Raw genomic sequence first — 26,884 nt, 5'->3', positions numbered from 1 at the left:
GGGGCGGTTGTCGCGCTTTAGGGGGGGGGGTTTGTGGGGCGTCCCCCCCACCGCCGCCGGGACACTGACGGAAGATGTCAGGGATGGGCGCTTACCGTCCGGGCATGGACAACAGCTTCGACTTCTTCGTCGGCACCTGGACCTCACGGCAGCGACGGCTGCGCAAGGCACTCGCCGGCAGCGACGAATGGTACGAGTTCACCGGCCACACCAGGTGCTGGAGCGTCCTGGACGGGACGGGCAACATCGACGAGGTCACCTTCCCCAGCGAGGGGTCCGCCGGGGTGACCCTGCGTCTGTACGACGAGGCGGCCGACGAATGGGCGCTCTACTGGGCCGGCAGCGCCACCGGCATGTCACTGCCGCCCGTCGTGGGCCGCTTCGACGACACCGGGCGCGGGGTCTTCACCTGCGACGACGTGTACGACGGCCGGCCGATCAAGGTCGCCTACATCTGGTCGGACATCACCGGTGAGTCGGCCCGCTGGGAACAGCGGTTCTCGCCCGACGGCGGGGTCACCTGGGAGACGAACTGGATCGCCGACTTCACCCGTTCCTCCTGAATCCTTTCCGGGGGTCGATGCCTCTCATGTCCGTACAACGCAACGAGACAATGGGAGACCATCATGGTGATTGCCATCGCGGCCGGGGCTGCGGCCGTACTGATCTGCACGTGCGTGGTCGTACTGCGGCGAAGGAGCAAGGAACGTGGCTGACCCGCAGCGCCTCGGCACGTCCGCCGGCTCCGGTGCCGTGGCACCGGAGCCGGCCGGCGGCGGGCGCGCCTGGTCGGACGAACAGCTGATCAACGCGGCCCGCGCCGGCGACGCCGACTCGATCGCCGCGCTGGTGTCGGGCGCCCACCCGCACGTGCGGCGCTTCGCCCACACGCTGTGCGCCACGCCCGAGGACGCCGAGGACGCCGCCCAGGAGGCGCTGATCGTCCTGTACCGCAAGATCGGCACCCTGCGGGCGTCCGGAGCGCTGGCCTCGTGGATGTTCCGGATCATCCGCAACGAATGCATCAGGCGGGCCCGCCTGATGCTGCGCCCCGGGCCGCCCGCGCCCCCCTCGGCCGCCGCGCAGTCGGCCGAGGAGGAGATGTTCGAACGGCTGGAGGCCGCCCGGGTGGCCGAGGCCATCGCGGCACTCCCCGCCGACCAGCGGCGGGTGCTCATCATGCGGGACGTCCAGGGGCTCAGCGGCCGCATGGTCGCCGACGCCCTCGGGCTGAGCGTGCCCGCGATGAAGTCCCGCCTGCACCGCGCCCGTGCGACCGTGCACGGCCTGCTGTCCCAAGGAGCCCTCCATGACTGAGCCCACCGCGGGGACGTCACTGCCCCGTCATTTGGCCCGCGGCGCGCTGGGCTTCGGCGCGCTGATCGCCTCGGTCGCGCTGATCCCGTGGACCGGCCCCGTCAGCCTGGTGCTCGCCGTCGTCGGCGCGATCGCCCTGCGCGGGTGCCCGGCGTGCTGGGTGATGGCGCTGGTGCAGCTCGTCTCGATGGGACGCATGCAGCGGACCTGCACCGACGGCGTGTGCGAGCTGGTCCCGGCGGGCGGGCGGCACACGGGGAAGGGGCATTAGCGAGAGGCTGCCTTCGCGGGGCGGCCTTGCGGTCTGTGCCGGGCCGGGGTGTGAGCGGCTCGGCGTCGGGGGCCCTGGTGGCCTTGCCGGTCGGGGCGCGCCCTGGCCGGTGATCGTCTACCGGGGGCGGCGGTGCCAACCATGGGGGCTGAAGGGCGTCTCCCCGGACGGGCTCCAGCAGGCCCACCCGGGAACCAGGCAACGGGCCGGGTGGACCACAGGCGCCGAAGGCGCCGTCCTGACAGGCCCACCCGGTGACCGGGTGGGCGTCGAAGAAGGTCAGGGAACGCGGATGATGAGCGCGTCGCCCTGCCCGCCACCGCCGCACAGCCCCGCCGCACCCAGGCCGCCGCCCCGCCGCTTCAGCTCGTACGCCAGCGTCAGCACGATCCGCGCCCCCGAGGCCCCGATCGGGTGCCCCAGCGCGATGCCGCCGCCGTTGACGTTCACCTTGTCCAGCGGCACCCCGAGCTCCTTGGCCGACTGCAGCACGACGCTGGCGAAGGCCTCGTTGATCTCGACCAGGTCAAGGTCGTCGGCGGTGAGCCCCTGCTTGGACAGCGCGTGCTTGATGGCGTTGGCCGGCTGCGACTGCAGGGACGCGTCGGGCCCGGCCACGTTGCCGTGCCGTCCGATCTCCGCCAGCCACGGCAGCCCCAGCTCCTCCGCCTTGGCCTTCGACATGACCACCACGGCGCACGCCCCGTCGGAGATCTGCGAGGCCGACCCGGCGGTGATGGTGCCGTCGGCGGCGAAGGCCGGGCGCAGCTTGGCCAGCGTCTCGACGGTGGTGTCCCCGCGTACGCCCTCGTCCTCCAGGACGACCACCGGCTCGCCACGCCGCTGCGGGATCTCGACCGGGACGATCTCCTCCCCGAAGACGCCGTTCTTGGTCGCGGCGGCGGCGAGCTGGTGGGAGCGGGCCGACACGGCGTCCTGCTCCTCGCGGCCGATGCCGAGCCTGGCGTTGTACCGCTCGGTCGACTCCCCCATCGCGCACTGGTCGAAGGCGCAGAACAGTCCGTCGTGGGCCATCGAGTCGACCACGTCGGAGCCGCCGTACTTGACGCCCTTGCGCAGTCCGGGCAGCAGGTGGGGCGCGTTGGTCATGGACTCCATGCCGCCCGCGACCACGATGTCGAACTCGCCGGCGCGGATGAGCTGGTCGGCCAGGGCGATGGCGTCGAGGCCCGACAGGCAGACCTTGTTGACGGTCAGCGAGGGCACGGTCATCGGGATGCCGGCCTTGACGGCGGCCTGGCGGGAGGGGATCTGGCCGGCGCCCGCCTGGAGCACCTGGCCCATGATCACGTACTCGACGGCCTCGGGGGCCACTCCGGCACGTTCCAGCGCGGCCTTGATGGCGATACCGCCCAGCTCCACGCCGGACAGCCCGGACAGGGCGCCGAGCAGCTTGCCGATGGGGGTACGAGCTCCGGCGACGATGACGGAACTGGACATTGGCGGCGGCCTCCTGTGCTCATGAGGGGTTCTTTGACACCATACCCACGAGTAGGAGCTCGCCCGCTATGGAGGTAGGCCACACAATGTTCATGCGCATCGACCACATCGGGATCGCCTGCCACGACCTGGAGGAGAAGATCGCGTTCTTCTCGGAGACGTTCGCACTCACCGTCGTGGCACGCGAGGTCAACGAGGCGCAGGGCGTCAAGGAGGCCATGCTGCACATCGCCGACGGCGAGGGCGGCGGCTCCTACATCCAGCTGCTGGAACCGCTCTCCGACGACTCCCCCGTAGGAAAATTCCTCGCCAAACGGGGCGAAGGTGTCCACCATGTGGCATTTGGGGTTTCCGACGTCGCCGAGGCCATGACTAAGATCAACGAGAAGGGCGTGAGGGTGCTCGACGAACGTCCGCGTCACGGTTCCATGGGGTCGCAGATCGCGTTCTTGCATCCCAAAGATGTGGGGGGAATGCTCACCGAGTTGGTCCAAGCGGCCTCGCGCTAGCAAACAGATATTTCGTACATAAGTAACTAGTCACGCAGAAAGCTGGACGGGGCCCGAAGGTGGCACCAGCGGAGTACGCTGGCTTCCCACCGGACAGGGAGCCTGCCGCGAGGCACAGGCTCCTGGCTCGGCTGCGCCGAACCCCCCGTCCGGCCCGTGTAGCCGTCTCGACAACCCAGGATCGAGCCTCCATGCAGTCCGACATCGACGCCCAGCTCAACAACTTCTTCGAGGACGCCCCGGCACGCGAGTTCGACGTCGTGCTCAGGGGCTACGACCGGCACCAGGTACACGACCACCTCAAGCAGCTCGACCTGGAGCTACGCCAGTCGAGGGAGCAGGTCACCAACCTGCAGCGCGATCTGTCCGACTCCCAGCGCCAGTTGCAGGAGCAGGAGCGTCCGACGTACTCCGGTCTCGGCGCCCGCATCGAGCAGTTGCTGCGCCTGGCCGAGGAGCAGGCCACCGAGCTCGTGCAGGCCGCCCGGACCGAGGCCAACGAGATCAAGGCCGCCGCCAAGGTCGAGGCGGCCGACCTGCGGGCAGCCGCCGAGGCCGAGGCCGCCGAGAAGCGGGCCCAGGCCACGCGGGAGAGCGACGACATGCGCTCCACCGCCGAGCGGGACGCCGAGGAGATCCGCTCCACCGCCCGCCGCGAGGCCGACGAGCTGACCAACACCACCGAGCGCGAGGCCGCCAAGCTGCGGGCCACCGCCGACCACGAGGTGGCCGAGAAGCGGGCCGACGCCGAGCGCGAGATCGCCAAGCTCCGCACCACCACCGAGCGCGAGGTGGCGCAACTGCGCGCCTCGACCAAGCGTGAGCGCGACGAGGTGCTGACCACCGCCAAGCGGCAGGCCGACGAGATGCGCGCGCAGGCTCAGCGGGTGCTGGAGGAGTCGGAGGCCAAGCGGGCCCAGGACGAGGCCGAGTTCGAGATCCAGCTCGCCTCCCGCCGGGAGGAGGCCGAGCGCCAGGAGGCCGAGCGCCACGCCACCGCCCAGGCCAACACGCAGAAGATGGTCGCCGAGGCCGAGCAGCGGGCCGCCACGGCCGAGTCGCGCGCCACGAAGGCCACCCAGCAGGCCGAGCAGACGCGCCGCGAGGCCGACCTGCACGCCAAGCAGCTCGTCGCGAACGCCCGCAAGAGCTCCGAGACGGTCATGGCGGAGGCCAAGTCCAGCGCCGAGACGATCGTCACCGAGGCGAAGAACGACGCCGAGCGCACCCGTACGACGATGCAGCGCCAGGTCGACGAGCTGACCAGGCAGCGCGACAGCATCACCAGCCACCTGGCCCAGCTGCGCCAGCTCCTCGGCGGCGCCGCCCTGCCGGGCCTGGAGCCGGAGCCCGCGGTCGCCGCGGCCCCGGCCAAGCCGGCCATCGCGGCCCCGGCCGCCGAGCCGGCCGCGCCGCCCACGACCCCCGCTCCCAAGGTCGAGGCCAGGAGCGAGGACGACGCGGAGTGGTGGCAGGAGTGACGGCGGGCTAGACGGAGACCGCACACGGGGGCTGTACACGGCTGGAAGAGAGCCTGGTGACCTTGGGTCGCTAGGCTCTCTTTCTGTTTCACGACAAGCGTTCCACCGACCCCCCCGTCCCCCTAGGAGCCTAGGAGCCCTCCGTGTCCGCAGAAACCGAGCCCAGGACCGCCGAGGAGGCCAAGGCGCCCCAGGAGGCCGGGCCGTCCGAGGAGCAGGCGCCGTACGGGCTGCCGGGCAAGCCGTTCGCCCGCGGGCCGTTCCTGTTCGGGCTGGTGGGCGGGCTGGGCGTGCTGACGGCCATCGCGCTCGCGCAGATGATCGAGAAGTCGCTCAGCACGATCATCCTCATTGTCGTCGCGATGTTCCTGGCCGTGGGCCTCAACCCGGCGGTCGAGGCGTTACAGCGGCGCGGGCTGGCCAGGCGGCTGGCGATCTCGATCGTGTTCACCGGGGTGATCGTGGCGTTCACGCTGTTCGGCCTGGCCATCGTGCCGCCGGTCAGCCAGCAGTTGTCGGAGTTCATCGCGGCCGTGCCCGGTTACATCACCGACCTGAGCAACCATCCGACGGTCCGCCAGATCGAGGCCGAGTATCACGTGCTCGCGCAGGTGCGCCAGTTCGTGACCAGCACGCTCGGGCCCGCGCTGGCCAGCGGCATCATGGGCGCGGGGCTGGTGGTGCTCAACGGCGTGTTCACCACGGTGACACTGCTGGTGCTCATGCTGTACTTCCTCGGCTCGCTGCACACGATCAAGGAGTACCTGCTCAAGCTCGTCCCGGCCTCGCGCCGGCCGCGCACGTCGGCCATCACCGAGCAGATCCTCACCGGCATCGGCGGCTACGTCGCGGGCAACGTCCTCATCTCGGTCATCGCGGGCGTGCTGACGTGGATCTTCCTGTCGATCGCCGGGGTGCAGTACGCGCTCGCGCTCGCCCTCGTCGTGGCGCTGACCGACCTGATCCCGCTGGTGGGCGCCACGATCGGCGCGGTGCTCGTCACCGGGGTCGCGCTGTTGCAGTCGCTGCCCGCCGGCATCGCCTGCGCGATCTTCTTCGTGGTCTACCAGCAGATCGAGAACTACTTCATCTACCCCAGGGTGATGAAACGCTCGGTGGACGTGACGCCCGCCGTGACGGTGATCGCCGCGCTGTTCGGCGGCGCCCTGCTCGGCATCGTCGGAGCGTTGCTGGCGATCCCGGTGGCCGCCGCCATCGCGCTGATCATCCGGGAGATCGTGCTGCCCCGCCAAGCTCGGTCCTGAGGAACTCGGTCACCGCCGCGTTGAACGCCTCCGGCTGCTCGACCGCGCTCAGGTGACCGGCCTTGGGGATGACCTCCAGCCTGCCCTCGGGCGCGGCCCGTGCCATGGCCTCGGCATCGGCGGGCGGCGACAGCTCGTCCTCCTCCCCCACGACGATCAGCAGGGGCACCTTCAGCTCGCTCAACGTGCCGAAGGAGTCGGGACGGGCGGCCATGGCCCGTTGCGCCCAGGCCACGGCTCCCGGCGGGGCCGACTGCACCAGGCCCTTGACCCGGCCGAAGACCATGGCCCTGCGTTCCTTGGTCGTGGGACCGATGAGCGCCGGCAGCACCTCGCCGACCAGCACCTCGCTCCCCTCGGCCAGCACGGCCTGCGCGATGCGCTCCCGGTTCTCCCTGGCCGCGGGCGGGTCGGGGCTGGCCTTGGTGTCGGCCAGGATCACCCCGAGCACCCGGTCGGGATGCCGCCGGCAGAGCGCCATGGTCACGTAGCCGCCCATCGACAACCCGCCGACCACCGCCCGATCGATGCCTTCCTCGTCGAGCAGCCTGACGACGTCGTCGGCCATCAGGTCGAGGGAGGGCTCGTCGTCGCCCAGCCGGGAGCCGCCGAAACCGCGCAGGTCGGGGGTGACGACCCGGCAGACCTTCGACAGCACTTCGCGTTGGGCCAGCCACATCGCCGACGACAGCGGGAACGCGTGAAGCAGCACAACCGGGAGTCCGCTCCCGGCCGATCTCGTGTAGAGCTGCACGGACCACACGGTAGCCCGGTTCACGTTGACATTCACTTATTGACGTATGCCGGTATACCGCGATAAGCCCGCCCGGCGTCCGAGCGGGCTCAGCCGATCGCGGTGGCCCCGCCGTCCACGAACAGCACCTGGCCCGTCATGTACGCCGACGCCTCCCCGGCGAGGAACACGGCCGGCTGGGCCATCTCCTCCGGCGTCCCCCACCGCCGCATGGGCACGCCGGCGATCGTGGCGGCGCTCGCGGCCTCGTCCTCCCACAGGTTGCGGTTGAGGTCGGTGGCCGTCCAGCCGGGGCACAGGGCGTTGACGCGTACGCCGGCCGACGCCCACTCGGCCGCCAGCGTCTTGGTCAGGGCCACCAGCCCGGCCTTGGCGGCGGCGTACGGGGCGAGCAGCGGGGCGCCGCGCGCCGCCACCGACGCCACGTTGATCACCGAGCCGGAGCCGCGGCCCAGCAGATGGGGCGCGACGGCGTGGCAGACGGCCATGGCGGAGTCCAGGTTGAGCCGCATCAGCTTGTCCCAGCCGGACAGGCGCAGGTCCTTGAACTCGACCAGGAAGTTCGAGCCGCCGGCGTTGTTGACGACGACGTCGAGGTGCCCGAGCCCGTCGATCGAGGCGGCGACGGCCGCGGCGGCGGCTTCGCGGTCGGTGAGGTCGGCGGCGATCACGACGGCCCGCCTGCCGAGCGCCTCGACCTCCTTGCCGACCTCGGCCAGCGCCTCGGCCGACCTGGAGACCAGGGCGACGTCGGCGCCCGCCGCGGCGTAGGCGAGCGCGATGGCCCGTCCGATGCCCTTCGACGCCCCGGTGACCAGAGCCGTCCTGCCGGACAGGTCGAACGCGCCCACAGTGCCTCCTCGCTCGGAACCGAACAAGATTCTACAAATCTTCGCCCGCCCGCGCCATGCCCGTCCCACCCCGAATCAGGACGGACCCACCGGCAATCGCGGCGCTTCCGGCGCGGCGGGAGCCTGCGGCTTGCCCGGCAGCCCCGCCCCTTCCGGCAGCAGCGACCCGCACGCCTTGACCGCCGCCCCGTACTTCTCCGACAGCGCGTCCACCCGCTCGCCGCCGATGCTGAGATTGACCAGGCCGTCCTCCGAGACGGTGACCCCGGGGAAGTCCGGCAGCCCGTGCGCGCGCACGCACGACGTGAACGCCTTGCCGCCGTCATCCGGCCCGGCCTCCCCGTACGAGGCCGCCGCGCCGCCCGCGACGGCGGCGAAGACCAGCGCGGCCAGGACCACCCGCCTGACGGTCGAACCCTTCATGGTGACTCCTCCGTTTCGTCCGATGCTCACAGCGAACCCCGCCCCCGGTTACCACCCGGGAACGACGGCGGTTACCCCGCTGTAACCCCGCTCTGGGCATGCTGGGGCGACCATGAGGGTGCTGATCGTCGAAGACCACGAGGAGCTCGCCCACACCGTGGCCGCCGGCCTGCGCCGCGAGGGCATGGCCGTCGACGTGGCGCTGGGCGGGCACACCGGGCTGGACCGCGCCTCCGTCAACGACTACGACGTGGTCGTGCTCGACCGCGACCTGCCCGGCCTGCACGGCGACGACGTGTGCCGGAGCCTGACCGCCGACGGCCGTCCGGCGGGCGTGCTGATGCTCACCGCCGCCGGGACCATCGACGACCGGGTGAGCGGGCTGGGCATCGGGGCCGACGACTACCTGCCCAAGCCGTTCGCCTTCGCCGAGCTGGTGGCCAGGATCAGGGCGCTGGCCAGGCGGGCGCGTCCGGCGCTGCCGCCGGTGCTGCCGCCGGTGCTGGTCCACGGCGGGCTGCGGCTGGACCCGTCCACGCGCGTCGCCACCCGCGACGGGCGCCGGCTGGCGCTCAGCCCGAAGGAGTTCGCGGTGCTGGAGCTGCTGCTGTCGGCCGGCGGCGCGGTGGTCTCGGCCGAGCAGCTGCTCGAACGCGGGTGGGACGAGTTCGCCGACCCGTTCACGCAGACCGTGAAGGTGACGGTCAGCCGGTTGCGCCGCAAGCTCGGCGACCCGCCGCTGATCGAGACCGTCCCGCAGGCCGGCTACCGGATGGCCGGTCCCGGAGCCGGTTCGGACACGGGCGGAGGTGCCCCGGCGTGCGACGGACCGTACGGCTGCGGCTGACGCTGCTCTACAGCGGCCTGTTCGTGGCCGCCGGCATGCTGCTGGTCGCCCTGATCTACCTGCTGGTCGCGCACTCGCCGTTCCCCGGCGCGCCGACCGCTCCCGTCCTGCCAGGGGGGCCGGCCGTGCCGGAGCCGCGGGTGGACCTGGCGTACCTGGCCGAGCAGCAGGCGGCCGGGCTGCGCAGGCTGCTGGTCAACTCGGTGATCGCCCTCGTGGTCATGGCGTTCGCGTCGATGTTGCTGGGATGGCTGACGGCCGGACGGGTGCTGCGGCCGCTGCACGACATGACGGCGACCGTCCGGCGCATCACGGCCGACCGGCTGGACAGGCGGCTGGCCGCGTCCGGCCCGGACGACGAGCTGAAGAAGCTGGCCGACACCTTCGACGACCTGCTGGATCGGCTGGAGGCCGCCTTCACCGCGCAGCGGCGGTTCGTGGCCAACGCCTCCCACGAGTTGCGCACACCGCTGACCCTCCAGCGCGCCATGGCCGAGGTCGCGCTGGCCGACCCGGAGGCCGACGCCGCGGCGCTGCGCCACGTCCTTGACCGCCTGCTGGCGGCCGGCCGGCATCAGGAACGGCTCATCGAGGCGCTGCTCGTCCTGGCCAGGAGCGAGCAGGGCCTGGACCACCGGGAGCCGCTCGACCTGGCCGCCGTCGCCGGGCAGGTGCTCGACCGGCGGCCGGGCCCGTCGCTGCGCGTCGAGGCGGCGCTGCGGCCCGCGCCCGCCTCCGGCGACCCCGCCCTGCTCGAACGCCTGGTCGCGAACCTGCTGGACAACGCGGCGCGGCACAACGTACCGGACGGGTGGATCTCGGTCGCCACGGACGTGCGGGCGGGCCTGGCCACGCTCACCGTCGCCAACAGCGGCCCGGTGATCCCGCCCGACCGGGTCGCGACGCTGCTCCAGCCTTTCCAGCGGCTGGAGAGCGGCCGCAGGGCGGTCGGCGACGGGCTGGGGCTGGGGCTGTCGATCGTCGCCGCCGTCGTCCGGGCCCACCACGGCACGCTGGAGGTGGTCGCGCGGCCGGAGGGCGGACTGGAGGTGACCGTCAGATGTCCGTCGGCAGCGGGTACGCCTCCGGATTGACCCGCCGGACGATCTCGTTCAGGACGATCCGGACGTAGGGCTCGCCCACCCACAGGTGCTTGGCACCGTCCACGCCGATGACCTCGGCCTGCGGCACCCTGGCGAACCGCCGCCGGGCCTCCTCGGGACGCAGGTAGTCGTCGAACTCGGGCACCAGCGCCACCAGCGGCCGCCCGAACCCGGCCCACGCGTCGAGGTCGTCGTCGGTGGCCCTGTGGAGCGGGGGCGAGAGCAGGATCGCACCCTCGACGAGAGGGTCGTGCGCCCACTTCAGGGTCAGCTCGGTGCCGAAGGACCAGCCCACCACCCACACCCGCGGCAGGTCGTGGAACTCGGCGTACTCCAGCGCCGCCGCCACGTCGAACCGCTCGCCCTCGCCGCCGTCGAACGTGCCGCCGGAGGTGCCGCGCTCGGAGCCGGTGCCGCGCGTGTTGAAGCGCAGCACGGCGAGGTCGGCGAGCGCGGGCAGCCGGTTGGCGGCCTTCTTGTAGACGTGGCTGTCCATGAACCCGCCGTGGGTGGGCAGCGGGTGCAGGGTGACCAGGGTGGCCACGGGCGGCCGGTCGAGGGGCTGGGCCAGCTCGCCGACCAGGGTCAGGCCGTCGCCCGTCTGCAGCTCGATCGGTTCACGTCGGGCGGGCAGCACGGTGGCCGCGCGAATCTCCACGGGGGTCCTCCTAGTAGCGGCTGCGGCCGGGGCCGCGGTCGAGTCTCTTGCGCCAGCAGGTCGGGTGCCAGTGGCGGCGCTCCTCGTCGCCGCCCGGCCAGTCGGGCCAGGCGACCAGGTGCGGCCTGCCGCCCAGGATCTCCTGGTCGCAGCCGGGGCAGCGGTAGGTCTTGGTCGAGGACGCGCCCGTGAGCATGCGCACCTTCCAGTCGCCGTCCGGCCATTCCTCCACCTTGTCGTTGCCGGCGGGAAGGCCGAGAGGGCGGGAGTCGTCCCGCCGGCGGGCGCGGCGGGGGCTCATGAGCGGGGGAACTCGCTCACACCGGCGGTGACGAGCTGGTCGAGCAGGGGGGCGGGGGCGAAGGCGGGCTCGCGGTATTCGGCGTAGAGGGCCCTGAGGCCGTCGCGGACCCTGGCCAGGCCGAGGTAGCCCAGCATCTCGAACGGGCCGGCCGGGTAGCCGCAGCCCAGCCGCATGGCGGCGTCGATGTCGGCGATGGAGGCGTAGCCGGCGTCGTACATGCGGACGGCGTCGTTGAGGAAGGGGAAGAGCAGGGCGTCGGCCACGAACCCGGCCCGGTCCTTGCACGAGACGGGCACCAGACCGGCCACCCGCATCAGGTCGCGCGCCGCCTTGGCGGCCCCGGGCGAGGTGAGCGCGGTGCCGGCCAGCTCGGCCACCTTGTCGCCGACGACGTGCACGCCGACCATCCTGGTGGGGTCGGACAGGCGTGCGGCGTACTCGATCACGGGACGATCGGTGCACCGCAGCACGGTGTCCGGCGAATCGGACGGGCGGAATCCGGACGCCCGCAGCCGCTCGCCGAGCCCGTGGACGTCGGGCCCGTCGATCCCGAAGGTGATGACGGTCGACTTCTCCGGCTCCTTGGGCGGCTCCTGCGGCCCGTAGAAGCCGTGGCCGGTCTTGCGGCCGAGCAGCCCGGCGGTGACCAGCTCGCGCAGCAGCGGCGAGGGCGCGTGCCGGCGGTCACGCGTCTCGTCGAACAGCACCTCCATCACCTCGTACGCGGTGTCGAGCCCGATCAGGTCGAGCAGCGCGAACGGCCCCATCGGCAACCCCACGCCCAGCCGCATGGCGTCGTCGATGCCGTCGCGCGTGGCGATGCCCAGCTCCAGCAGGACGGCGGCGTGGTTGAGGTAGGGCAGGAGCAGCCGGTTGACCACGAACCCGGCCCGGTCGCCCGCCGGGACGGCCGTCTTGCCCAGCCGCCCGGCCAGCTCGCAGACCTCGGAGACCACCCCGGGCGCGGTCACCACCGTGCCCACCACCTCGACCAGCCGCATGACCGGCGCCGGGTTGAAGAAGTGCATGCCGACGACCCGATCGGGCCGGCCCGTGGCGGCGGCGACGGCGGTGACCGGCAGCGAGGAGGTGTTGGTGGCCAGGACGGTCTCGGGCTTGCAGATGCGGTCGAGGTCCTGGAACAGCGAGATCTTGTGGTCGAGCACCTCGGGGATCGCCTCGATCACGAGGTCGACCTCGCGCAGGTCCTCGCGCGAGGTGGTCAGCGTGATGCGGCCCAGGATCGCGGCCCGCTGCTCGGCCGTCAGCTTGCCCCGGTCGGCCGCCCTGGCCGTGGAGCGCTCGACGTGCCCGCGCCCTCGGGCCAGCGCCTCGACGTCGGCCTCGACGCCGATCACCCGCAGCCCGGCGCGCGCGAAGACCTCGGCGATCCCGGCACCCATCGTGCCGAGCCCGACAACTGCCACCGTTTCAAACGCCATGCGACCAGTTTTCCAGAGCCGCTAAGGTGGGACGTCATGCGGCTGGTCATCGCGCGATGCAGCGTGGATTACATCGGACGGCTCACGGCACATCTGCCGATGGCGCCTAGGCTCGTCCTCATCAAGGCGGACGGGAGCGTCAGCATCCACGCCGACGACCGCGCCTTCAAACCGCTCAACTGGATGAACCCGCCGTGCAAGCTCAAGGAGGACGGCGGCACCTGGACGGTCACCCACGGCAAGACCGGCGAGAAGCTGGTCCTGACGATGGAGGAGATCATCCACGACTCCAGCCACGAGCTGGGCGTCGACCCCGGCCTGATCAAGGACGGCGTGGAGGCCCACCTCCAGGAGCTGCTGGCCGAGCACATCACGACCCTGGGCGAGGGCTACTCGCTGATCCGCCGCGAGTACATGACGGCCATCGGCCCGGTCGACATCCTCTGCCGTGACGCGCTGGGCGCGACGGTGGCGATCGAGATCAAGCGGCGCGGCGAGATCGACGGCGTCGAGCAGCTCACCCGCTACCTGGACCTGCTCAACCGCGACCCGCTGATCGCGCCGGTGCGCGGGGTGTTCGCGGCGCAGGAGATCAAGCCGCAGGCGCGGGTGCTCGCCACCGACCGGGGCATCGACTGCGTCACCCTCGACTACGACGCCCTGCGCGGCATCGAGCCGGAGAACCCGACCCTCTTCTGACCCTCCCGGCCCCGAACGGGCCGGGATTTCTCATGGCCTGACATTCCTGTGTTGACAGGTCGCTCATGGACATTCTAGTTTCGACCTATCGAGATTGGAGTGTTCATGAGCGTTCCTTCGTACCTCAGCGGCGATCTGGCGCCCGTGCCCGACGAGATCGAGGCGCGTGACCTTGAGGTCACGGGTGTGCTCCCCGGCGAGCTGACCGGGCGCTACTTCCGCAACGGGCCCAACCCCCGGCCGGGCGAGGACCCCGGTCACTGGTTCGCCGGGCACGGCATGCTGCACGGCGTCCGGCTGCGGGACGGGCGGGCCGAGTGGTACCGCAACCGGTGGGTGCGGACCAGCAAGTTCACCGACGACGCGCCGTTCGTCTCCGACGCCGGGGTCGATCGGGCCGCCGTGACGGCCAACACGCACGTCGTCCGGCACGCCGGGCGCATCCTGGCGCTGGTGGAGAACGGCCTGCCGCACGAGGTGACGCCCGAGCTGGCCACCGTGGGCCCGTGCGACTTCGGCGGACGGCTGACCACCGCGATGACCGCCCACCCCAAGCAGGACCCGCTCACCGGTGAGCTGCACTTCTTCGGCTACGGGTACTTCCCGCCGTTCCTCACCTACCACCGGCTCTCGGCCGCCGGCGAGTTGGTGGAGAGCAGGGAGATCGAGGTGCCGGGGCCGACGATGATGCACGACTTCGCCGTCACCGAGCACCACCTGGTCTGGCTCGACCTGCCCGTGGTGTTCGACCTCAACCGCCAGGGCATGCCGTACGCCTGGGAGGACGGCTACGGCGCCAGGATCGGCGTGACCCCCCGGACGGGCGGCCCGACGCGCTGGTTCGACGTCGACCCCTGCTACGTGTTCCACGTCGGCAACGCCTGGGAGGACGAGCGGGGACGTGTCGTCCTGAACGCCGCCCGCTACTCCCCCGAAGCCTGGTCCACCGTCTGGGACCAGATCGGCGGCGCGGCGGACCCGGCCAGGCACGCGGGGGCCGCCGGCGCCGCCGCCCTGCACCGCTGGATCCTCGACCCGGCCGACGGCACGGCCAAGGAGGAGGCGCTGGACGACCGCGGCGTGGAGTTCCCCACGTTCAACGAGGACCTGCTCGGACGGCCCAGCCGCTACCTCTACACGGTGAGCGCCGAGGCCGTCGTCAAGTACGACCAGCGCGACGGCTCCACCCAGGTCAGGAGGACCGGCGGCAGCACCGGCGAGGCCGTCTTCGTGCCGGCCGAGGGAGCCAAGGGCGAGGACGAGGGGTGGCTGCTGTCGATCGTCACCTCCGGGGAGTCGTCCGAGCTGGTGGTGCTGGACGCGAGCGATCTGTCCGACGTCGCGTCGGTGCGGCTGCCCAGGCGGGTGCCGGCCGGCTTCCACGGCTCGTGGTTCGCGGAGGGGTGACGGTGGACGTCAGGGAGTCGGACGACTTCGACGCCGCGGGCCAGGCGCTGGCCAGGGCCTTCCACGACGATCCGGTGATCGGGTGGCTGCTGCCCGGCAACCGGGGCGCGGCGGGGATGTTCGCCACGCTGGCCCGGCACACGCACGCGATCACCGAGACGGCGCCCAGCGGGGGCGGCGCCGTGGCGGGGGTCGCGCTGTGGGACCCGCCGGGCCACCGTCCCGACGACGAGGCGGCGATTCCCGGCCTGGTCGAGGCCATGGGCGACCGGGTGCACCAGGGCCTGCTGCTGGAGGCGGAGTTCGCCCGGCACAAGCCCGCCGGCCCCTACTGGTACCTGGCCCAGCTCGGCACGGTGCCCGAGCTCCAGGGCACCGGGGTCGGCGGCGCGCTGATGCGCGCGGGCCTGGCCAGGTGCGGCGGCCTGCCGATCTACCTGGAGAGCAGCAAGGAGTCCAACGTGCCCTTCTACGAGCGGTTCGGGTTCGTGGTCACCGAGCGGTTCACGCTGCCGGACGGGCCGCCGGTCTGGGGGATGCTGCGCCCACCCCAGAGCTAGTAAGCGACGGCTTACCGGTTTATCGTGACGCCATGTCCACGCTGACGTTCGACTCACTGAACCCGGCTACCGGCGAGGTCGTCGGCAGTCACCCGAAACACGACGCCCAGGCCGTGCACGAGGCGGTGGCCAGGGCCGGGGCAGCCGCGGAGTGGTGGGCGGCCCTGCCTCCGGGGGAGCGCAGGCGCCGCCTGCTCGACTACAAGGCGGTCATCACGCGGCGGCTGCGGGAGCTGGCCGCGCTCGTGCACGAGGAGACCGGCAAGCCCGTCGGCGACGCCACGCTGGAGATCGTGCTGGCCGTCACGCACCTCGACTGGGCGGCCCGCAACGCCGCCAAGGTGCTGGGCCGCCGCCGCGTGGCCACCGGCATGCTCGGGCTCAACCTGGCCGCCACGCTCGAATACCTGCCGCTCGGCGTGGTCGGCGTGATCGGCCCGTGGAACTACCCGGTGTTCACCCCGATGGGCTCCATCGCGTACGCGCTGGCGGCCGGCAACGCCGTCGTGTTCAAGCCCAGCGAGCTCACCCCCGGGGTCGGCGTGCGTCTGGCGGAGCTGTTCGCCGAGTCGGTGCCCGAGCAGCCGGTGCTGCAGACGGTGACCGGGCTCGGCGAGACCGGCGCGGCGCTGGCCGCCGACCCCCGGGTGCGGAAGGTGGCCTTCACCGGTTCCACCGCCACCGCCAAGCGGGTCATGGCGGCGTGCGCGGAGAACCTCACGCCCATCGTGGCCGAGTGCGGCGGCAAGGACGCCTTCATCGTGGACGCCGACGCCGACCTGCCCGCCGCGGCCGACGCCTGCCTGTGGGGCGCGATGTCGAACGCGGGCCAGACCTGCGCGGGCGTCGAACGGGTCTACGTGGTGGACGCGGTGTACGAGCCGTTCATGCGGGAGCTGTCGGAGCGGGCCGCCAAGGTCAAGGCAGGCCAGGACTACGGCCCGATCACCATGCCCGCCCAGCTCGACATCATCAGGCGGCACATCGACGACGCCACCAAGTCCGGAAAAGTAGTGACAGGCGGCCCCGACTCCGTACGGGCGCCGTTCGTGGACCCGGTGATCGTGGCGGACGTGCCGGAGGACTCGCCGGCCGTGCGGGAGGAGACGTTCGGGCCGACGATCACCGTCCGGCGCACCCGCGACGCGCAGGAGGCGCTGGAGCTGGCCAACGCCTCGGCGTACGGGCTGGCGGGCACGATCTTCTCGCGGAACGCCCGCCGGGCGACGCAGCTCGCGCGCGCGATGCGTACCGGGATGACCGCCGTCAACTCGGTGATCTCCTTCGCCGGGGTGCCCGCGCTGCCGTTCGGCGGAATCGGCGACTCGGGGTTCGGCCGCATCCACGGCGCCGACGGCCTACGCGAGTTCACCAGGCCAAAGGCGGTCTCCCGCCAGCGCTTCGCCCTGCCCGGCATGAACCTGACCTCGTTCAGGAGGGGGCCCGATGAGCTTGAGCGACTGATCAGGCTTGTCACGTTCTTGCACGGGCGACGTAAAAGATAATCATCGCGCTCTTTCCCAAATCCGATCATCCGTCCATAATTGTGTGCTCTGGGGGCCACGATCATGTTGGACGGGTGGAATGTGAACCGGTCTTACCGGGGAATGTCGGCCGAGCAAAGGCTGGCGGACAGACGCGAGCGGCTGATGACGGCCGCCTACACGCTATACGCGAAACCAGGTTTCGCGGCGACGACCATCGAAAGATTGTGCTCGGAGGCGCGGATCTCCAACCGCGCCTTCTACGAATGTTTCGGCGGCCGCGAGGAGTTGCTCCAGGCGCTGCACGAGCGGTGCGTCGAGGAAAGCCTCGCGGTTGTGGCCAAAGCGTTACAGGAGGCGCCGAGCACGCTTGACGGAAGAGTCAAGGCGGGGATTCGCGCCTATATCGAGTTCGCCGCCGCCGACTGGCGGCGGGCCCGCATCATGCACCTGGAGGTGCGCAGATCGGGCGACGTCCTGACAGCCTCGCGTCAGCGGGCGGTGGACGCCTTCGCCCGGCTCGTGGAGGAGGCCTCGGCGGATTTCCCGCAGGGCCCGACGCTCAATCGGCGACTGGTGGCACTTGGCGTAATTGGCGCACTACAAGAGCTGCTGATCGAATGGATACTGGCCGAGGAGCAGCCGGGCATCGACGAACTCGTGGAGGTGGCCGTGCACATCTTCATCCGCAGCCTGAGTCCGTCGTGACCCGCCGATTACCCGCAGTGATGGGGTCACGAAATAATCACTTTCGAAGTTCTTTCCCGGAGCCCACGCCCATGATAGCGGCCGACCCGAAATCTACATTCCATCTATATTCGGCTCGTGGAAAGGGCGCGGGCGACGGCTGATCGGCACCCGGCCCCGATATGTGACCTCAGGCCACCGCGGCCGCGGGAACCTCGACGTGCAGGACCCGATTCAGCCGGGTCACCGCCAGGATCCTCATGATCCGCGGGGGCACCCCCCGAAGTACGAGGCGGCGTTGCACGCTGATCGCGCGCCGATGCGCCCCGACCAGCACCCCGAGGCCGGTGGCGTCGATCATCTCCAGCTTGGAGAGGTCGAGGATGAGGTCGCCCTCGCCGGCGTCGAGCGCGGCGTGCAGCCGCTCGCGCACGCCGGCCGACGTGCCGGCGTCGAGCCGGGCACCGATCCGTACCGTCTGGCCTCGTGGATTGCGCCGGACGCGCATGCCACCTCCTCAGTCACGCACACGGCGTGTGGTCGCCGGGATCGAAACCCCCGCTCTCCTCCTCTACCCAGCTATCGGCAGTGACACGACCGCCGTCAGCAGGAACTGTCCGTCGCCGATGGGAAGGGCCGTCATGCTCCCGCCCACGGCGGCCATCCGCTCACTCATGCCGATCAGCCCGCTGCCCAGGTCCTCGGCCTGCCTGCGAGCCACTCCGTCGTTGCGCACCGCCAGTTCCGCCTCCTGGTCGGTGAAGCGCAGCGTGATGTCGCAGAAGGTCGCGGCGCTGTGCTTCAGGACGTTGGTGACCGCCTCGCGCACCGCGTAGGCGAACACCGGCGCGACCCCCGGGGGCAGCTCGCGGTGCGGCAGACGCACCTCGCAGCGGACGCCCGCCGCTTCGAGCACTCCCCTCACGCTATTCAGCTCAGCGGTCAAGTCAAGTTCGCGGTAGCCGCGCACGGCCTGCCGCAGCTCACGCAGGGCCTTGCGGGTCAGCGTGTTCACCTCCGCCATCTCGTCCTTGGCCGCCCGGACGTCGGCGTCGGCCAGGCGCACGGCCAGCTCGGTCTTGACGGCGATGGCGGAGAGCTGGTGGCCGACCAGGTCGTGCAGGTCCCTGGCGAAGCGCAGCCGCTCCTCGGCCAGCGCCAGCCGGGTGTGCGCCTCGCGGCCGTCGTGGGCCTGCACGGCCAGGGTCCAGATCCAGGCCCACATCCGGTTGGTGCAGGGCAGCGCCGCGGCCCACAGGACGTCGAGGGCGGCGATGATGACCAGCGAGACGAGGAAGGTGTCACCGCTCTCCGCGAGCAGACCCGTCCCGCCCAGCACGGCCAGCGCGCCGAGCCCGATGCAGACCGCGCACGTCGCCACACCCAAAGCCAGCGCCCGGCGGCTCGGCAGCCCGATCACCGCCACCGACAGCCAGACCATGGGCACGAACCCCCAGCCCATCGGGTCGGCCCCGCCCAGCACCGCCGCCAGGAACGCCAGAGCGCCGGTCCACACGATCTCTCTCGTGGGATACCGGCGCTCCAGGACCGAGGCCACGACCCGGACGAAGAGCCAGGTGAAGGCGAGCGCGGCGACCGTCGCGGGCACGAGCCGCAGCCAGCCGACCGACCCGGCGCCGAGGCCGAACACCGCCGAGGCGACCAGGAAGATCCACATGATCGCGAGCGTCGAGTTCAGCATCCGGCGGGTCGAGCGGCGTGCCCGCGTGATCGCGTCCATCTAGCCCGCGCGCAGCACGTCGCCGAGCTTGAGCCGGGCGCCCGTCCGCAGCACCGCCCGCTCGTAGACCTTGGCGCCGAACGACAGCACCGCCAGCACGGCCACCGCCATCGCCGCCATGGACGCCGCCACCTGCCACATCGGCACGTCGGCCGCCGCCATGCGGACCGGCATGATCATCGACGAGAACGGCGGGATGTAGGACATGACCGTGGCCAGCGTGCCCGTGGGATCGTTGGTGGCGTAGAAGGCCACGAAGTACGTGACCATGATGAGCATCGTCAGCGGCGACATCACGCTGCTCACCTCCTCCTGGCGGGAGACCAGCGAGGCGAACGCCGCCGCGAGCGTGGCGAAGAACGCGTACCCGAGCACGAACCAGACCAGCACGGCGGCCACCAGCCCCGGGATGCCCGGTGGGAAGTCGGCGGCGAAGCCCGACGCCGAGGTGGCGATCAGGCCGACGGCGAGGATCGTGAGCAGGTTGATCAACCCGAGCACGCCCAGCCCGACGATCTTCCCGGCGAGCAGCTGCCACGGGCGCACCGCCGCCAGCAGGATCTCCACGATCCTGCTGCCCTTCTCCTCCACCACGCCCATGGCCACCATCATGACCTGGCCCATGAGCAGCATGAACAGGACGAGCACCAGCACCACGGCGATCCCGGTCTTGGCGGCCTGGTAGCGGGTGTCCACGCCCACGGAGACCATCTGCAGCGGCGGGATCGTCACCCCGGCCGCGCCGAGGCGCATCTCCCGGTTGGTGCTCTGCATGAGCACGCCGAGCTTGGAGTCGACCTCGCCGTCGGTGAGCACCTTGTCGCCGTTGACCAGCACCGCGTCCACGTCGCCGGCCAGCACGGCCTTCTTGGCCGCGGCCTCGTCGGGGAAGGTGCGCCACTCGAACTCGGCCTCCGGCGCGGCGGCCTTCAGCGGGAGCTGCTGGGAGTTGACCGTGCCCAGCGTGTACGAGTCGTTCCCGCCCATGATCTTGGGCGCGAAGGACACCGCCGCCACCAGGATGACGGTCACCAGCAGGCCGACGAGGAACGTCTTCGTGCGCACCTGCGTCACGATCTCGCGGCGGGCGATCAGCATCAGTCCTTTCACGCCACGGCCTCCTTGAAGATCTCGGTGAGGGTCGGCTGCTCGACGCCGAAGTGCTCGACACGGCCCGCCTTCATGGCGCGGCGCAGGATCTCCTGGTCGTCACCTTCGGTCGTCCGCAGGGTGTGCAGGTCGCCATGGACGGCCACCGTGCCCGGCAGGCCGTCGGCCCAGCCCGGCGCGGGGTCGCGGACGTCCACGCGCAACGTCTCGCCCTCGGCGGCGCGCAGCTCGGCCACCGTGCCCGTGGCGACCATCCGGCCGCCGGAGACGATGCCCACCGAGTCGCACAGCCGCTCCACCAGGTCGAGCTGGTGGCTGGAGAAGATCACCGGCACGCCGCTCCTGCACCGCTCCTGGAGGGCCCCGGCCAGGGCGTCCACGGCGAGAGGGTCGAGCCCGGAGAACGGCTCGTCCAGGATCAGCGCCTCGGGGTCGTGCACCAGCGCCACGGCGAGCTGCACGCGCTGCTGGTTGCCCAGCGACAGCGCCTGCACCGCGTCGCCCCTGCGCTCGGTCAGCCCCAGCCGCTCGATGAGGTCGTCGGCGGCCTTCTTCGCCGCCGCCGGGGCGAGCCCGTGCAGCCGGCCGAAGTACTCGATCTGCTCGGCGACCCGCATCTTCTGGTACAGCCCGCGTTCCTCGGGCATGTAGCCGAAGCGCGTCCGGTCGTCGTGGCCCAGCTGCCGGTCCCGCCAGCGCACCGATCCGGAATCGGCCTGGAGCACGCCCATGACGATGCGCATCGTCGTCGTCTTGCCCGCGCCGTTCGCGCCCACGAAGCCGTACATCTCGCCCGGACGTACCGTGAAGCTGATCCCGTCCAGCGCGACCTTGCCACCGGGGCTGTCGGGACCGCCGGCGAAGCGCTTGCGCAGCTCGCTGATCTCGAGCATCAGGCCCTCTCTCTCGTCATGGGTAAATAGTGGCTTTGATGGCGTTCGTCCTGGTAGTCGTGGAAATCATGGAGGTGACATGGAAAGCGCGTCCCGCTCGGATGACATTTGTCATTACGCTGGGTCCATGACGCGTGCCGACAAGGACAAGCCCGTCGTCCTCTCCCGCATCTACACCCGTACGGGCGACGACGGCACCACCAACCTGAGCGACATGAGCCGCGCCGCCAAGACCGACACCCGGCTGGCCGCGTACGCCGACGTCGAGGAGGCCAACGCCTGCCTGGGCCTGGCCCTGTCCCACGGCACCCTGTCCGCCGACCTCGTGGCGGTCCTCGTGCGCATCCAGAACGAGCTGTTCGACGTGGGGGCCGACCTGGCCACGCCCGTGGTGGACGATCCGGAGTTCCCGCCGCTGCGAGTGGAGCAGTCCTACATCGACCGGCTGGAGGAGCAGTGCGACCGGCTCAACGCCGAGCTCAAGCCGCTGCGCAGCTTCATCCTGCCCGGCGGCGACCCGGCCACGGCCGCGCTGCACCTGGCCCGGGTGACCGTACGCAGGGCCGAGCGCACCACGTGGGCGGCGCTCCAGGCCCACGACGACGTCAATCCGCTGACCGCCAAATACCTCAACAGGCTGTCCGACCTGCTCTTCATCGCCTGCCGGGTCGCCCACGGCGGCAACGAGATCCTCTGGAAGCCCGGCGGCACCCGCTAGGCGACGTCGAGGTACGCGCTGGGCGGCGCCGACTCCAGCCAGGCCAGGAACCCGGTGAGCGCGTCGGCGCTCATCGCCAGCGACAGGCCGCGCGTGGTGCCGCCGCAGTCGACGGCGTAGAGGCCGCCGTCGATCTCACGCCGGGCGGAAACGACGAGGCCGCGCCTCGCGATCGCGTGGCGCGGCCTCAGACGGACGCTCATGAGCGGAATCCAGTGGAGCTCACCGTCGGCGTAGCGGGCTACCCCGCTCTGCCAGCCCCGGCTCTCTACTTTCAGCCGACAGGGGACGCTGCCGCGCGAGCGGGCCAGCGTCATCCCTCGCAGGACCACGAGGGCGACCAGCAGCAACAACAAAACCGAAACCGTCGCCACCATGGCCGCCCCCCTGAATCCCGTTGTATGTATTAAACCTCTTCGCCCGCCGCGCGCAGCCGGGCCCTGGCCCGCTTCGCCTCGATCGCCGCGTCGGCGTCCTCCTGGTTGGCCTCGATCGAAGCCTGAGCCCGGTCGAGAGCGTCTCGGGCGGCCGCGACGTCGACCTCGGAACCGAGCTCGGCGACCTCGGCGAGCACCGACACCTCATCGTCGGCCACGGAGATGAACCCCCCGTGAACGGCCGCGACGAGCTCGGGCTCGCCTTCCCGCTTGACGCGCAGCACGCCGCCCTCGACGAGAACGCCGAGCACAGGTGCGTGTTGCGGCATAATACCGATCTCGCCGTCCACGGTCTTGGCAATCACCATGTCGGCCTCGCCCGACCAGATCTCACGCTCGGGTGAGACAACCCCTACGCGTAGCTTCGCCACTTCTGTAGGTTCCTTTCCGATCAGGTAGCGGCACGGGTTCTCGCGCCCGTGCCACTACCGTAGGGCGATCAGCGACGCTCGAGTTCCTTGGCCTTGGCCACGGCCTGGTCGATGCCGCCGACCATGAAGAACGCCTGCTCGGGCAGGTGGTCGTACTCGCCGGCGCACAGGCCCTTGAAGGAGGCGATCGTCTCGTCCAGCGGGACGTTCTCGCCCGGCTGGCCGGTGAACGCCTCGGCGGCGTACATCGGGTGCGACAGGAACCGCTCGATCCGACGGGCCCGCTGCACGGTGACCTTGTCCTCTTCGGACAGCTCGTCGATACCGAGGATCGCGATGATGTCCTGGAGCTCGCGGTACTTCTGCAGGATCCGCTTGGTCTCCTGGGCCACCCGGTAGTGCTCCTCGCCCACGACCTGCGGGTCGAGGATCCGGGAGGTGGAGTCGAGCGGGTCCACCGCGGGGTAGATGCCCTTCTCCGAGATCGGCCGGGACAGAACGGTCTGCGCGTCGAGGTGCGCGAACGCGTTGTGCGGGGCCGGGTCGGTGATGTCGTCGGCGGGCACGTAGATCGCCTGCATCGAGGTGATCGAGTGACCGCGCGTCGAGGTGATGCGCTCCTGGAGCACACCCATCTCGTCGGCCAGCGTCGGCTGGTAACCCACCGCGGACGGCATGCGGCCGAGGAGGGTGGAGACCTCCGAGCCCGCCTGCGTGAAGCGGAAGATGTTGTCGATGAACAGCAGCACGTCCTGCTTCTGCACGTCGCGGAAGTACTCCGCCATCGTCAGCGCGGACAGGGCCACCCGCAGACGGGTGCCCGGCGGCTCGTCCATCTGGCCGAAGACGAGCGCGGTGTCCTTGAGAACGTCCGCCTCCTCCATCTCCAGCCAGAGGTCGTTGCCCTCACGGGTGCGCTCGCCGACGCCGGCGAACACCGAGGTGCCACCGAAGTTGCGGGCGACACGGCGGATCATCTCCTGGATGAGAACCGTCTTGCCCACACCGGCGCCACCGAACAGGCCGATCTTGCCACCCTGCACGTACGGGGTGAGCAGGTCGATGACCTTGATACCCGTGACCAGCATCTCGGTACGGGACTCGAGCTGGTCGAAGGGCGGGGACGGCCGGTGGATGCCCCACTTCTCGGTGATCTGGAGCGAAGCGGTCGGCACGTCGAGCGACTCGCCGAGCGTGTTCCACACGTGACCCTTGACGACGTCGCCGACGGGCACCGAGATCGGGTGGCCGGAGTCGGTGACGGCCGTACCGCGGACCAGGCCGTCGGTGGGCTGCATGGAGATGGCGCGGACCAGGTTGTCACCCAGGTGCTGGGCGACCTCCATGGTCAGGGTCTTGGTCTCGCCGCCGAGGGTCACCTCGACGTTGAGCGCGTTGTAGATGTCGGGCATCGCCTCGACGGGGAACTCCACGTCGACGACGGGCCCCTTGACGCTGGCCACACGACCGGCACCGGCCGACGTGGGCTCAACAGTCTCAACAGCCTCTGCAGTCATTTCACTCTTTCCCCGCTGCGGCGTCAGCCAGCGCGTTGGCGCCACCGACGATCTCGCTGATTTCCTGGGTGATCTCGGCCTGGCGAGCCTGGTTCATCTGCATGGTGAACACGCGGATCAGCTCGTTGGCGTTGTCCGTGGCGGACTTCATGGCGCGGCGGCGCGCAGCCTCCTCCGAAGCAGCCGACTGCAGCAGCGCCGTGAAGATGCGGGACTCCACATAGCGCGGCAGCAGCGTTTCGAGGACGTCGCCCGCGGTGGGCTCGAACTCGAAGTACGGCGGGATCGTCTCGCTTGCCGTCGCCTCGGTCTCCTCGACCTCCAGCGGCAGCACGCGCTTGACCACGACGTTCTGGGTCAGCATCGAGACGAACTCGGTCGAGACGATGTGGATCTCGTCGATCCCCGCCTCTTCCTTGAAGGAGTCGATCAGGATCTGCGCGATCTCCTTGGCGTCGGCGTAGGCCGGCTTCCTGGAGAAGCCCACCCACTGGCCGCCCATCGTACGGTTGCGGAAGGTGTGCCAGGTGACACCCTTCCGGCCGGTGACGAACGGCACCACCGTCAGGCCGCGGCTCTCCAGCAGCCCGCGCAGGGCCTCGGCCTCGCGCAGGACGTTGGCGTTGAAGCCGCCACAGAACCCGCTGTCGCTGGTGACGATGAGGACCCCCGCCTTGGCGGGGTTCTCCTTCGCCACGGTCAACGGATGGTCGACGCTGGCCGCGTTGCTGACGACGCCGGTGACGGCGCGAGTGATCTCACGCTCGTACGGCAGCGCCGCCTGCATCCGCATCTGCGCCTTCACGATCCGCGAGGAGGCGATGAGCTCCTGGGCGCGCGTGATCTTGGCGGTCGACTTGACCGACTTGATCCGCCGCCGCAGCAGCCTTAGCTGGGCACCCATGAGCTACTTCTCCGTCGCCGGACGGACGACCTTCTTGATCTTCTCCTGGCCGACCTCGCCGGCTTCGAGCGGCGCCACCGGCTCGTCCTTGACCAGGAGCTCGCCCGAGGAGGTGGTGAAGCCCTTCTTGAACTCCGTGACGGCGTCCTTGAGGCTGGTCACCGCGTCGTCCGACAGCTCGTTGGTCTCGCGGATGCTGTCGAAGATGCCCTTGTGGCTGCTCTGCAGGTAGTCGAGGAACTCCTGCTCGAAGCGGCGGATGTCCTCGACCGGAACCTCGTCGAGCTCACCCGTCGTGCCCGCCCACACCGACACGACCTGCCGCTCCACGGGGAACGGCGAGTACTGCGGCTGGATGAGCAGCTCGGTCAGGCGCTGACCGCGCTCCAGCTGGGCGCGGGAGGCCGCGTCCAGGTCGGAGGCGAAGGCCGCGAAGGCCTCCAGGTCGCGGTACTGCGACAGCGACAGACGCAGCGTGCCGGCCACCTTGCGCATCGCCTTGATCTGCGCCGAGCCACCGACTCGGGAGACCGAGATACCGACGTTGATGGCGGGACGGATACCGGCGTTGAAGTAGTCGGTCTCCAGGAAGCACTGGCCGTCGGTGATGGAGATGACGTTGGTCGGGATGAACGCCGACACGTCGTTGCCCTTGGTCTCGATGATCGGAAGACCGGTCATCGAGCCGCCGCCCATGTCGGCGGAGAGCTTGGCGCAGCGCTCCAGCAGACGGGAGTGGAGGTAGAAGACGTCACCGGGGAACGCCTCGCGGCCCGGCGGGCGGCGAAGCAGCAGCGAGACGGCGCGGTAGGCGTCGGCCTGCTTGGTGAGGTCGTCGAAGATGATGAGGACGTGCTTGCCCTGGTACATCCAGTGCTGGCCGATGGCCGAACCGGTGTAAGGGGAGATGTACTTGTAACCGGCCGGGTCGGAGGCCGGGGCGGCGACGATCGTGGTGTACTCCAGGGCGCCGGCCTCTTCGAGACGGGAACGCACCTGGGCGATCGTCGAGCCCTTCTGGCCGACCGCGACGTAGACGCAGCGCACCTGCTTCTCGGGGTCGCCCGAGAGCCAGTTGTCGCGCTGGTTGATGATGGTGTCCACGGCGACGGCCGTCTTGCCCGTGCCACGGTCACCGATGATCAGCTGGCGCTGGCCGCGGCCGATCGGCGTCATGGCGTCGATCGCCTTGATGCCGGTCTGCAGCGGCTGCTTCACCGGCTGCCGCTGGACGACCGAGGGGGCCTGCAGTTCGAGGGCGCGCAGGCCCTCGGACTCGATCGCGCCCTTGCCGTCGAGGGGGTTGCCGAGCGGGTCGACCACACGGCCGAGGAAGTTGTCGCCGACGGGCACGGACAGGACCTCGCCCGTCCGGCGGACCGTCTGGCCCTCCTCGATGCTGCTGAAGTCGCCCAGGACCACGACGCCGATCTCTCGGGGGTCGAGGTTCAGGGCCAGGCCGCGCGTGCCGTCCTCGAACTCGAGCAGCTCGTTCGCCATCGCCGAGGGAAGGCCGGAGACATGGGCAATGCCGTCGCCGGCGTCGACGACGGTCCCGATCTCCTCGCGCGCGGCGCCTTCCGGTTCGTACGCCTGGACGAAGCGCTCAAGCGCGTCCCGGATCTCGTCCGGCCGGATCGTAAGCTCCGCCATCTCTACTCTGTCTCCCT

At 70.7% G+C, this 26,884-nt stretch carries 29 protein-coding genes and 1 pseudogene; 14 read left to right on the top strand and 16 right to left on the bottom strand.

Features of this window, described 5'->3' with window-relative positions:
- Positions 1-104 precede the first annotated feature (104 nt).
- The 3 genes from ABZ815_RS07775 to ABZ815_RS07765 all read left to right on the top strand — a co-directional run bounded on the left by ABZ815_RS07775 (position 105) and on the right by ABZ815_RS07765 (position 1,588).
- Complete coding sequence (locus ABZ815_RS07775; protein ID WP_357695156.1) at positions 105-563, top strand: hypothetical protein; 459 nt, start codon at positions 105-107, stop codon at positions 561-563.
- A gap of 145 nt (positions 564-708) precedes the next feature.
- Positions 709-1,317, top strand: a complete 609-nt coding sequence (locus tag ABZ815_RS07770) for a sigma-70 family RNA polymerase sigma factor (RefSeq protein ID WP_357695154.1) — start codon at positions 709-711, stop codon at positions 1,315-1,317.
- Positions 1,310-1,588 (top strand): hypothetical protein, encoded by a 279-nt coding sequence (locus tag ABZ815_RS07765; RefSeq protein WP_357695152.1) that lies wholly within the window; start codon positions 1,310-1,312, stop codon positions 1,586-1,588. Before ABZ815_RS07770 ends, ABZ815_RS07765 begins: the two co-directional genes overlap by 8 nt.
- Before the next feature lie 279 nt (positions 1,589-1,867).
- On the opposite strand, the gene ABZ815_RS07760 is transcribed toward ABZ815_RS07765, so the two are convergent.
- Positions 1,868-3,049: an acetyl-CoA C-acetyltransferase gene (locus ABZ815_RS07760; protein WP_357695150.1), complete on the bottom strand. Its 1,182-nt coding sequence runs from the start codon at positions 3,047-3,049 to the stop codon at positions 1,868-1,870.
- Positions 3,050-3,135: 86 nt separating this feature from the next.
- On the opposite strand from ABZ815_RS07760, the gene mce reads away from it, so the two are divergent.
- From mce to ABZ815_RS07745, 3 genes are all read left to right on the top strand, one after another.
- The gene (gene mce, locus ABZ815_RS07755; protein ID WP_357695148.1) at positions 3,136-3,558 is read left to right on the top strand and encodes a methylmalonyl-CoA epimerase; all 423 of its coding nucleotides are present in this window, start codon (positions 3,136-3,138) and stop codon (positions 3,556-3,558) included.
- 191 nt (positions 3,559-3,749) lie between these two features.
- Positions 3,750-5,039, top strand: coding sequence for a DivIVA domain-containing protein (locus ABZ815_RS07750; RefSeq protein ID WP_357695146.1), 1,290 nt, complete (start codon positions 3,750-3,752; stop codon positions 5,037-5,039).
- A 143-nt stretch (positions 5,040-5,182) separates the two neighbouring features.
- The gene (locus ABZ815_RS07745; RefSeq protein WP_357695144.1) at positions 5,183-6,304 is read left to right on the top strand and encodes an AI-2E family transporter; all 1,122 of its coding nucleotides are present in this window, start codon (positions 5,183-5,185) and stop codon (positions 6,302-6,304) included.
- On the opposite strand, the gene ABZ815_RS07740 is transcribed toward ABZ815_RS07745, so the two are convergent.
- The 3 genes from ABZ815_RS07740 to ABZ815_RS07730 all read right to left on the bottom strand — a co-directional run bounded on the left by ABZ815_RS07740 (position 6,264) and on the right by ABZ815_RS07730 (position 8,332).
- Complete coding sequence (locus ABZ815_RS07740; protein ID WP_357695142.1) at positions 6,264-7,016, bottom strand: alpha/beta fold hydrolase; 753 nt, start codon at positions 7,014-7,016, stop codon at positions 6,264-6,266. The genes ABZ815_RS07745 and ABZ815_RS07740 overlap by 41 nt on opposite strands.
- A 131-nt stretch (positions 7,017-7,147) precedes the next feature.
- A complete protein-coding gene (locus ABZ815_RS07735; protein WP_357695140.1) occupies positions 7,148-7,909 on the bottom strand; it encodes an SDR family NAD(P)-dependent oxidoreductase in 762 nt (253 codons plus the stop codon).
- Between the two features lie 75 nt (positions 7,910-7,984).
- Entirely contained in the window at positions 7,985-8,332 is a 348-nt protein-coding gene (locus ABZ815_RS07730; RefSeq protein WP_357695138.1) for a hypothetical protein, read from the bottom strand.
- A gap of 112 nt (positions 8,333-8,444) precedes the next feature.
- Here ABZ815_RS07730 and ABZ815_RS07725 point away from each other — a divergent pair.
- A pseudogene (locus ABZ815_RS07725) lies at positions 8,445-9,107 on the top strand (response regulator transcription factor); the annotation flags it as partial.
- Between the two features lie 44 nt (positions 9,108-9,151).
- Positions 9,152-10,273, top strand: a complete 1,122-nt coding sequence (locus ABZ815_RS07720) for an ATP-binding protein (protein WP_357695136.1) — start codon at positions 9,152-9,154, stop codon at positions 10,271-10,273.
- Here the strand turns inward: ABZ815_RS07720 and ABZ815_RS07715 are convergent.
- From ABZ815_RS07715 to ABZ815_RS07705, 3 genes are read right to left on the bottom strand one after another with little or no spacing between them, the layout of a single operon-like run.
- Complete coding sequence (locus ABZ815_RS07715; protein WP_357695134.1) at positions 10,236-10,940, bottom strand: alpha/beta fold hydrolase; 705 nt, start codon at positions 10,938-10,940, stop codon at positions 10,236-10,238. The two genes, ABZ815_RS07720 and ABZ815_RS07715, sit on opposite strands and share 38 nt — an antisense overlap.
- Positions 10,941-10,950: 10 nt before the next feature.
- Positions 10,951-11,241: an ATP/GTP-binding protein gene (locus tag ABZ815_RS07710; RefSeq protein ID WP_357695132.1), complete on the bottom strand. Its 291-nt coding sequence runs from the start codon at positions 11,239-11,241 to the stop codon at positions 10,951-10,953.
- The gene (locus tag ABZ815_RS07705; RefSeq protein WP_357695130.1) at positions 11,238-12,686 is read right to left on the bottom strand and encodes a 3-hydroxybutyryl-CoA dehydrogenase; all 1,449 of its coding nucleotides are present in this window, start codon (positions 12,684-12,686) and stop codon (positions 11,238-11,240) included. The genes ABZ815_RS07710 and ABZ815_RS07705 overlap by 4 nt, the downstream gene beginning before the upstream one ends.
- A gap of 36 nt (positions 12,687-12,722) precedes the next feature.
- Between ABZ815_RS07705 and nucS the strand changes: the two genes are divergently transcribed.
- The 5 genes from nucS to ABZ815_RS07680 all read left to right on the top strand — a co-directional run bounded on the left by nucS (position 12,723) and on the right by ABZ815_RS07680 (position 17,544).
- Positions 12,723-13,385 carry an endonuclease NucS gene (gene nucS, locus ABZ815_RS07700; RefSeq protein WP_357695128.1) on the top strand — a complete coding sequence of 221 codons (663 nt, stop codon included), beginning with the start codon at positions 12,723-12,725 and terminating at the stop codon, positions 13,383-13,385.
- A gap of 105 nt (positions 13,386-13,490) precedes the next feature.
- Positions 13,491-14,792 carry a carotenoid oxygenase family protein gene (locus tag ABZ815_RS07695; protein WP_357695126.1) on the top strand — a complete coding sequence of 434 codons (1,302 nt, stop codon included), beginning with the start codon at positions 13,491-13,493 and terminating at the stop codon, positions 14,790-14,792.
- 2 nt (positions 14,793-14,794) lie between these two features.
- Positions 14,795-15,352: a GNAT family N-acetyltransferase gene (locus ABZ815_RS07690; protein ID WP_357695124.1), complete on the top strand. Its 558-nt coding sequence runs from the start codon at positions 14,795-14,797 to the stop codon at positions 15,350-15,352.
- 32 nt (positions 15,353-15,384) lie between these two features.
- Positions 15,385-16,857 (top strand): aldehyde dehydrogenase family protein, encoded by a 1,473-nt coding sequence (locus ABZ815_RS07685; RefSeq protein ID WP_357695122.1) that lies wholly within the window; start codon positions 15,385-15,387, stop codon positions 16,855-16,857.
- A 102-nt stretch (positions 16,858-16,959) separates the two neighbouring features.
- Positions 16,960-17,544: a TetR/AcrR family transcriptional regulator gene (locus ABZ815_RS07680; protein ID WP_357695120.1), complete on the top strand. Its 585-nt coding sequence runs from the start codon at positions 16,960-16,962 to the stop codon at positions 17,542-17,544.
- Positions 17,545-17,713: 169 nt separating this feature from the next.
- Here the strand turns inward: ABZ815_RS07680 and ABZ815_RS07675 are convergent, their stop codons facing one another.
- The 4 genes from ABZ815_RS07675 to ABZ815_RS07660 all read right to left on the bottom strand — a co-directional run bounded on the left by ABZ815_RS07675 (position 17,714) and on the right by ABZ815_RS07660 (position 21,267).
- Positions 17,714-18,031, bottom strand: coding sequence for an STAS domain-containing protein (locus tag ABZ815_RS07675; RefSeq protein ID WP_352324282.1), 318 nt, complete (start codon positions 18,029-18,031; stop codon positions 17,714-17,716).
- Between the two features lie 63 nt (positions 18,032-18,094).
- Positions 18,095-19,264, bottom strand: a complete 1,170-nt coding sequence (locus ABZ815_RS07670; RefSeq protein WP_357695118.1) for a sensor histidine kinase — start codon at positions 19,262-19,264, stop codon at positions 18,095-18,097.
- A complete protein-coding gene (locus tag ABZ815_RS07665; RefSeq protein WP_357695116.1) occupies positions 19,265-20,374 on the bottom strand; it encodes an ABC transporter permease in 1,110 nt (369 codons plus the stop codon).
- On the bottom strand, positions 20,371-21,267 hold the full coding sequence (locus tag ABZ815_RS07660; protein WP_357695114.1) for an ATP-binding cassette domain-containing protein: 897 nt from the start codon (positions 21,265-21,267) through the stop codon (positions 20,371-20,373). Before ABZ815_RS07660 ends, ABZ815_RS07665 begins: the two co-directional genes overlap by 4 nt.
- A 127-nt stretch (positions 21,268-21,394) precedes the next feature.
- On the opposite strand from ABZ815_RS07660, the gene ABZ815_RS07655 reads away from it, so the two are divergent.
- Complete coding sequence (locus tag ABZ815_RS07655; RefSeq protein WP_357695112.1) at positions 21,395-21,985, top strand: cob(I)yrinic acid a,c-diamide adenosyltransferase; 591 nt, start codon at positions 21,395-21,397, stop codon at positions 21,983-21,985.
- Here ABZ815_RS07655 and ABZ815_RS07650 read toward each other — a convergent pair.
- The 5 genes from ABZ815_RS07650 to atpA all read right to left on the bottom strand — a co-directional run bounded on the left by ABZ815_RS07650 (position 21,982) and on the right by atpA (position 26,867).
- Positions 21,982-22,362 (bottom strand): DUF2550 domain-containing protein, encoded by a 381-nt coding sequence (locus ABZ815_RS07650; protein ID WP_357695110.1) that lies wholly within the window; start codon positions 22,360-22,362, stop codon positions 21,982-21,984. The two genes, ABZ815_RS07655 and ABZ815_RS07650, sit on opposite strands and share 4 nt — an antisense overlap.
- A gap of 29 nt (positions 22,363-22,391) precedes the next feature.
- Complete coding sequence (locus tag ABZ815_RS07645) at positions 22,392-22,793, bottom strand: F0F1 ATP synthase subunit epsilon (RefSeq protein WP_080042501.1); 402 nt, start codon at positions 22,791-22,793, stop codon at positions 22,392-22,394.
- A gap of 68 nt (positions 22,794-22,861) precedes the next feature.
- Positions 22,862-24,310 (bottom strand): F0F1 ATP synthase subunit beta, encoded by a 1,449-nt coding sequence (gene atpD / locus ABZ815_RS07640; protein ID WP_357695107.1) that lies wholly within the window; start codon positions 24,308-24,310, stop codon positions 22,862-22,864.
- Position 24,311: 1 nt separating this feature from the next.
- Complete coding sequence (locus ABZ815_RS07635) at positions 24,312-25,214, bottom strand: F0F1 ATP synthase subunit gamma (RefSeq protein ID WP_357695105.1); 903 nt, start codon at positions 25,212-25,214, stop codon at positions 24,312-24,314.
- A gap of 3 nt (positions 25,215-25,217) precedes the next feature.
- Positions 25,218-26,867, bottom strand: a complete 1,650-nt coding sequence (gene atpA / locus ABZ815_RS07630; protein WP_357695103.1) for a F0F1 ATP synthase subunit alpha — start codon at positions 26,865-26,867, stop codon at positions 25,218-25,220.
- Positions 26,868-26,884 lie beyond the last annotated feature (17 nt).

This window comes from Nonomuraea sp. NPDC047529 (genome assembly GCF_040642995.1).
In the GTDB taxonomy this organism is placed as follows: Bacteria; Actinomycetota; Actinomycetes; order Streptosporangiales; family Streptosporangiaceae; genus Nonomuraea.
The sequence above is the reverse complement of the archived record's forward strand: the minus strand, read 5'-3'. Positions and strand labels throughout refer to the sequence as shown.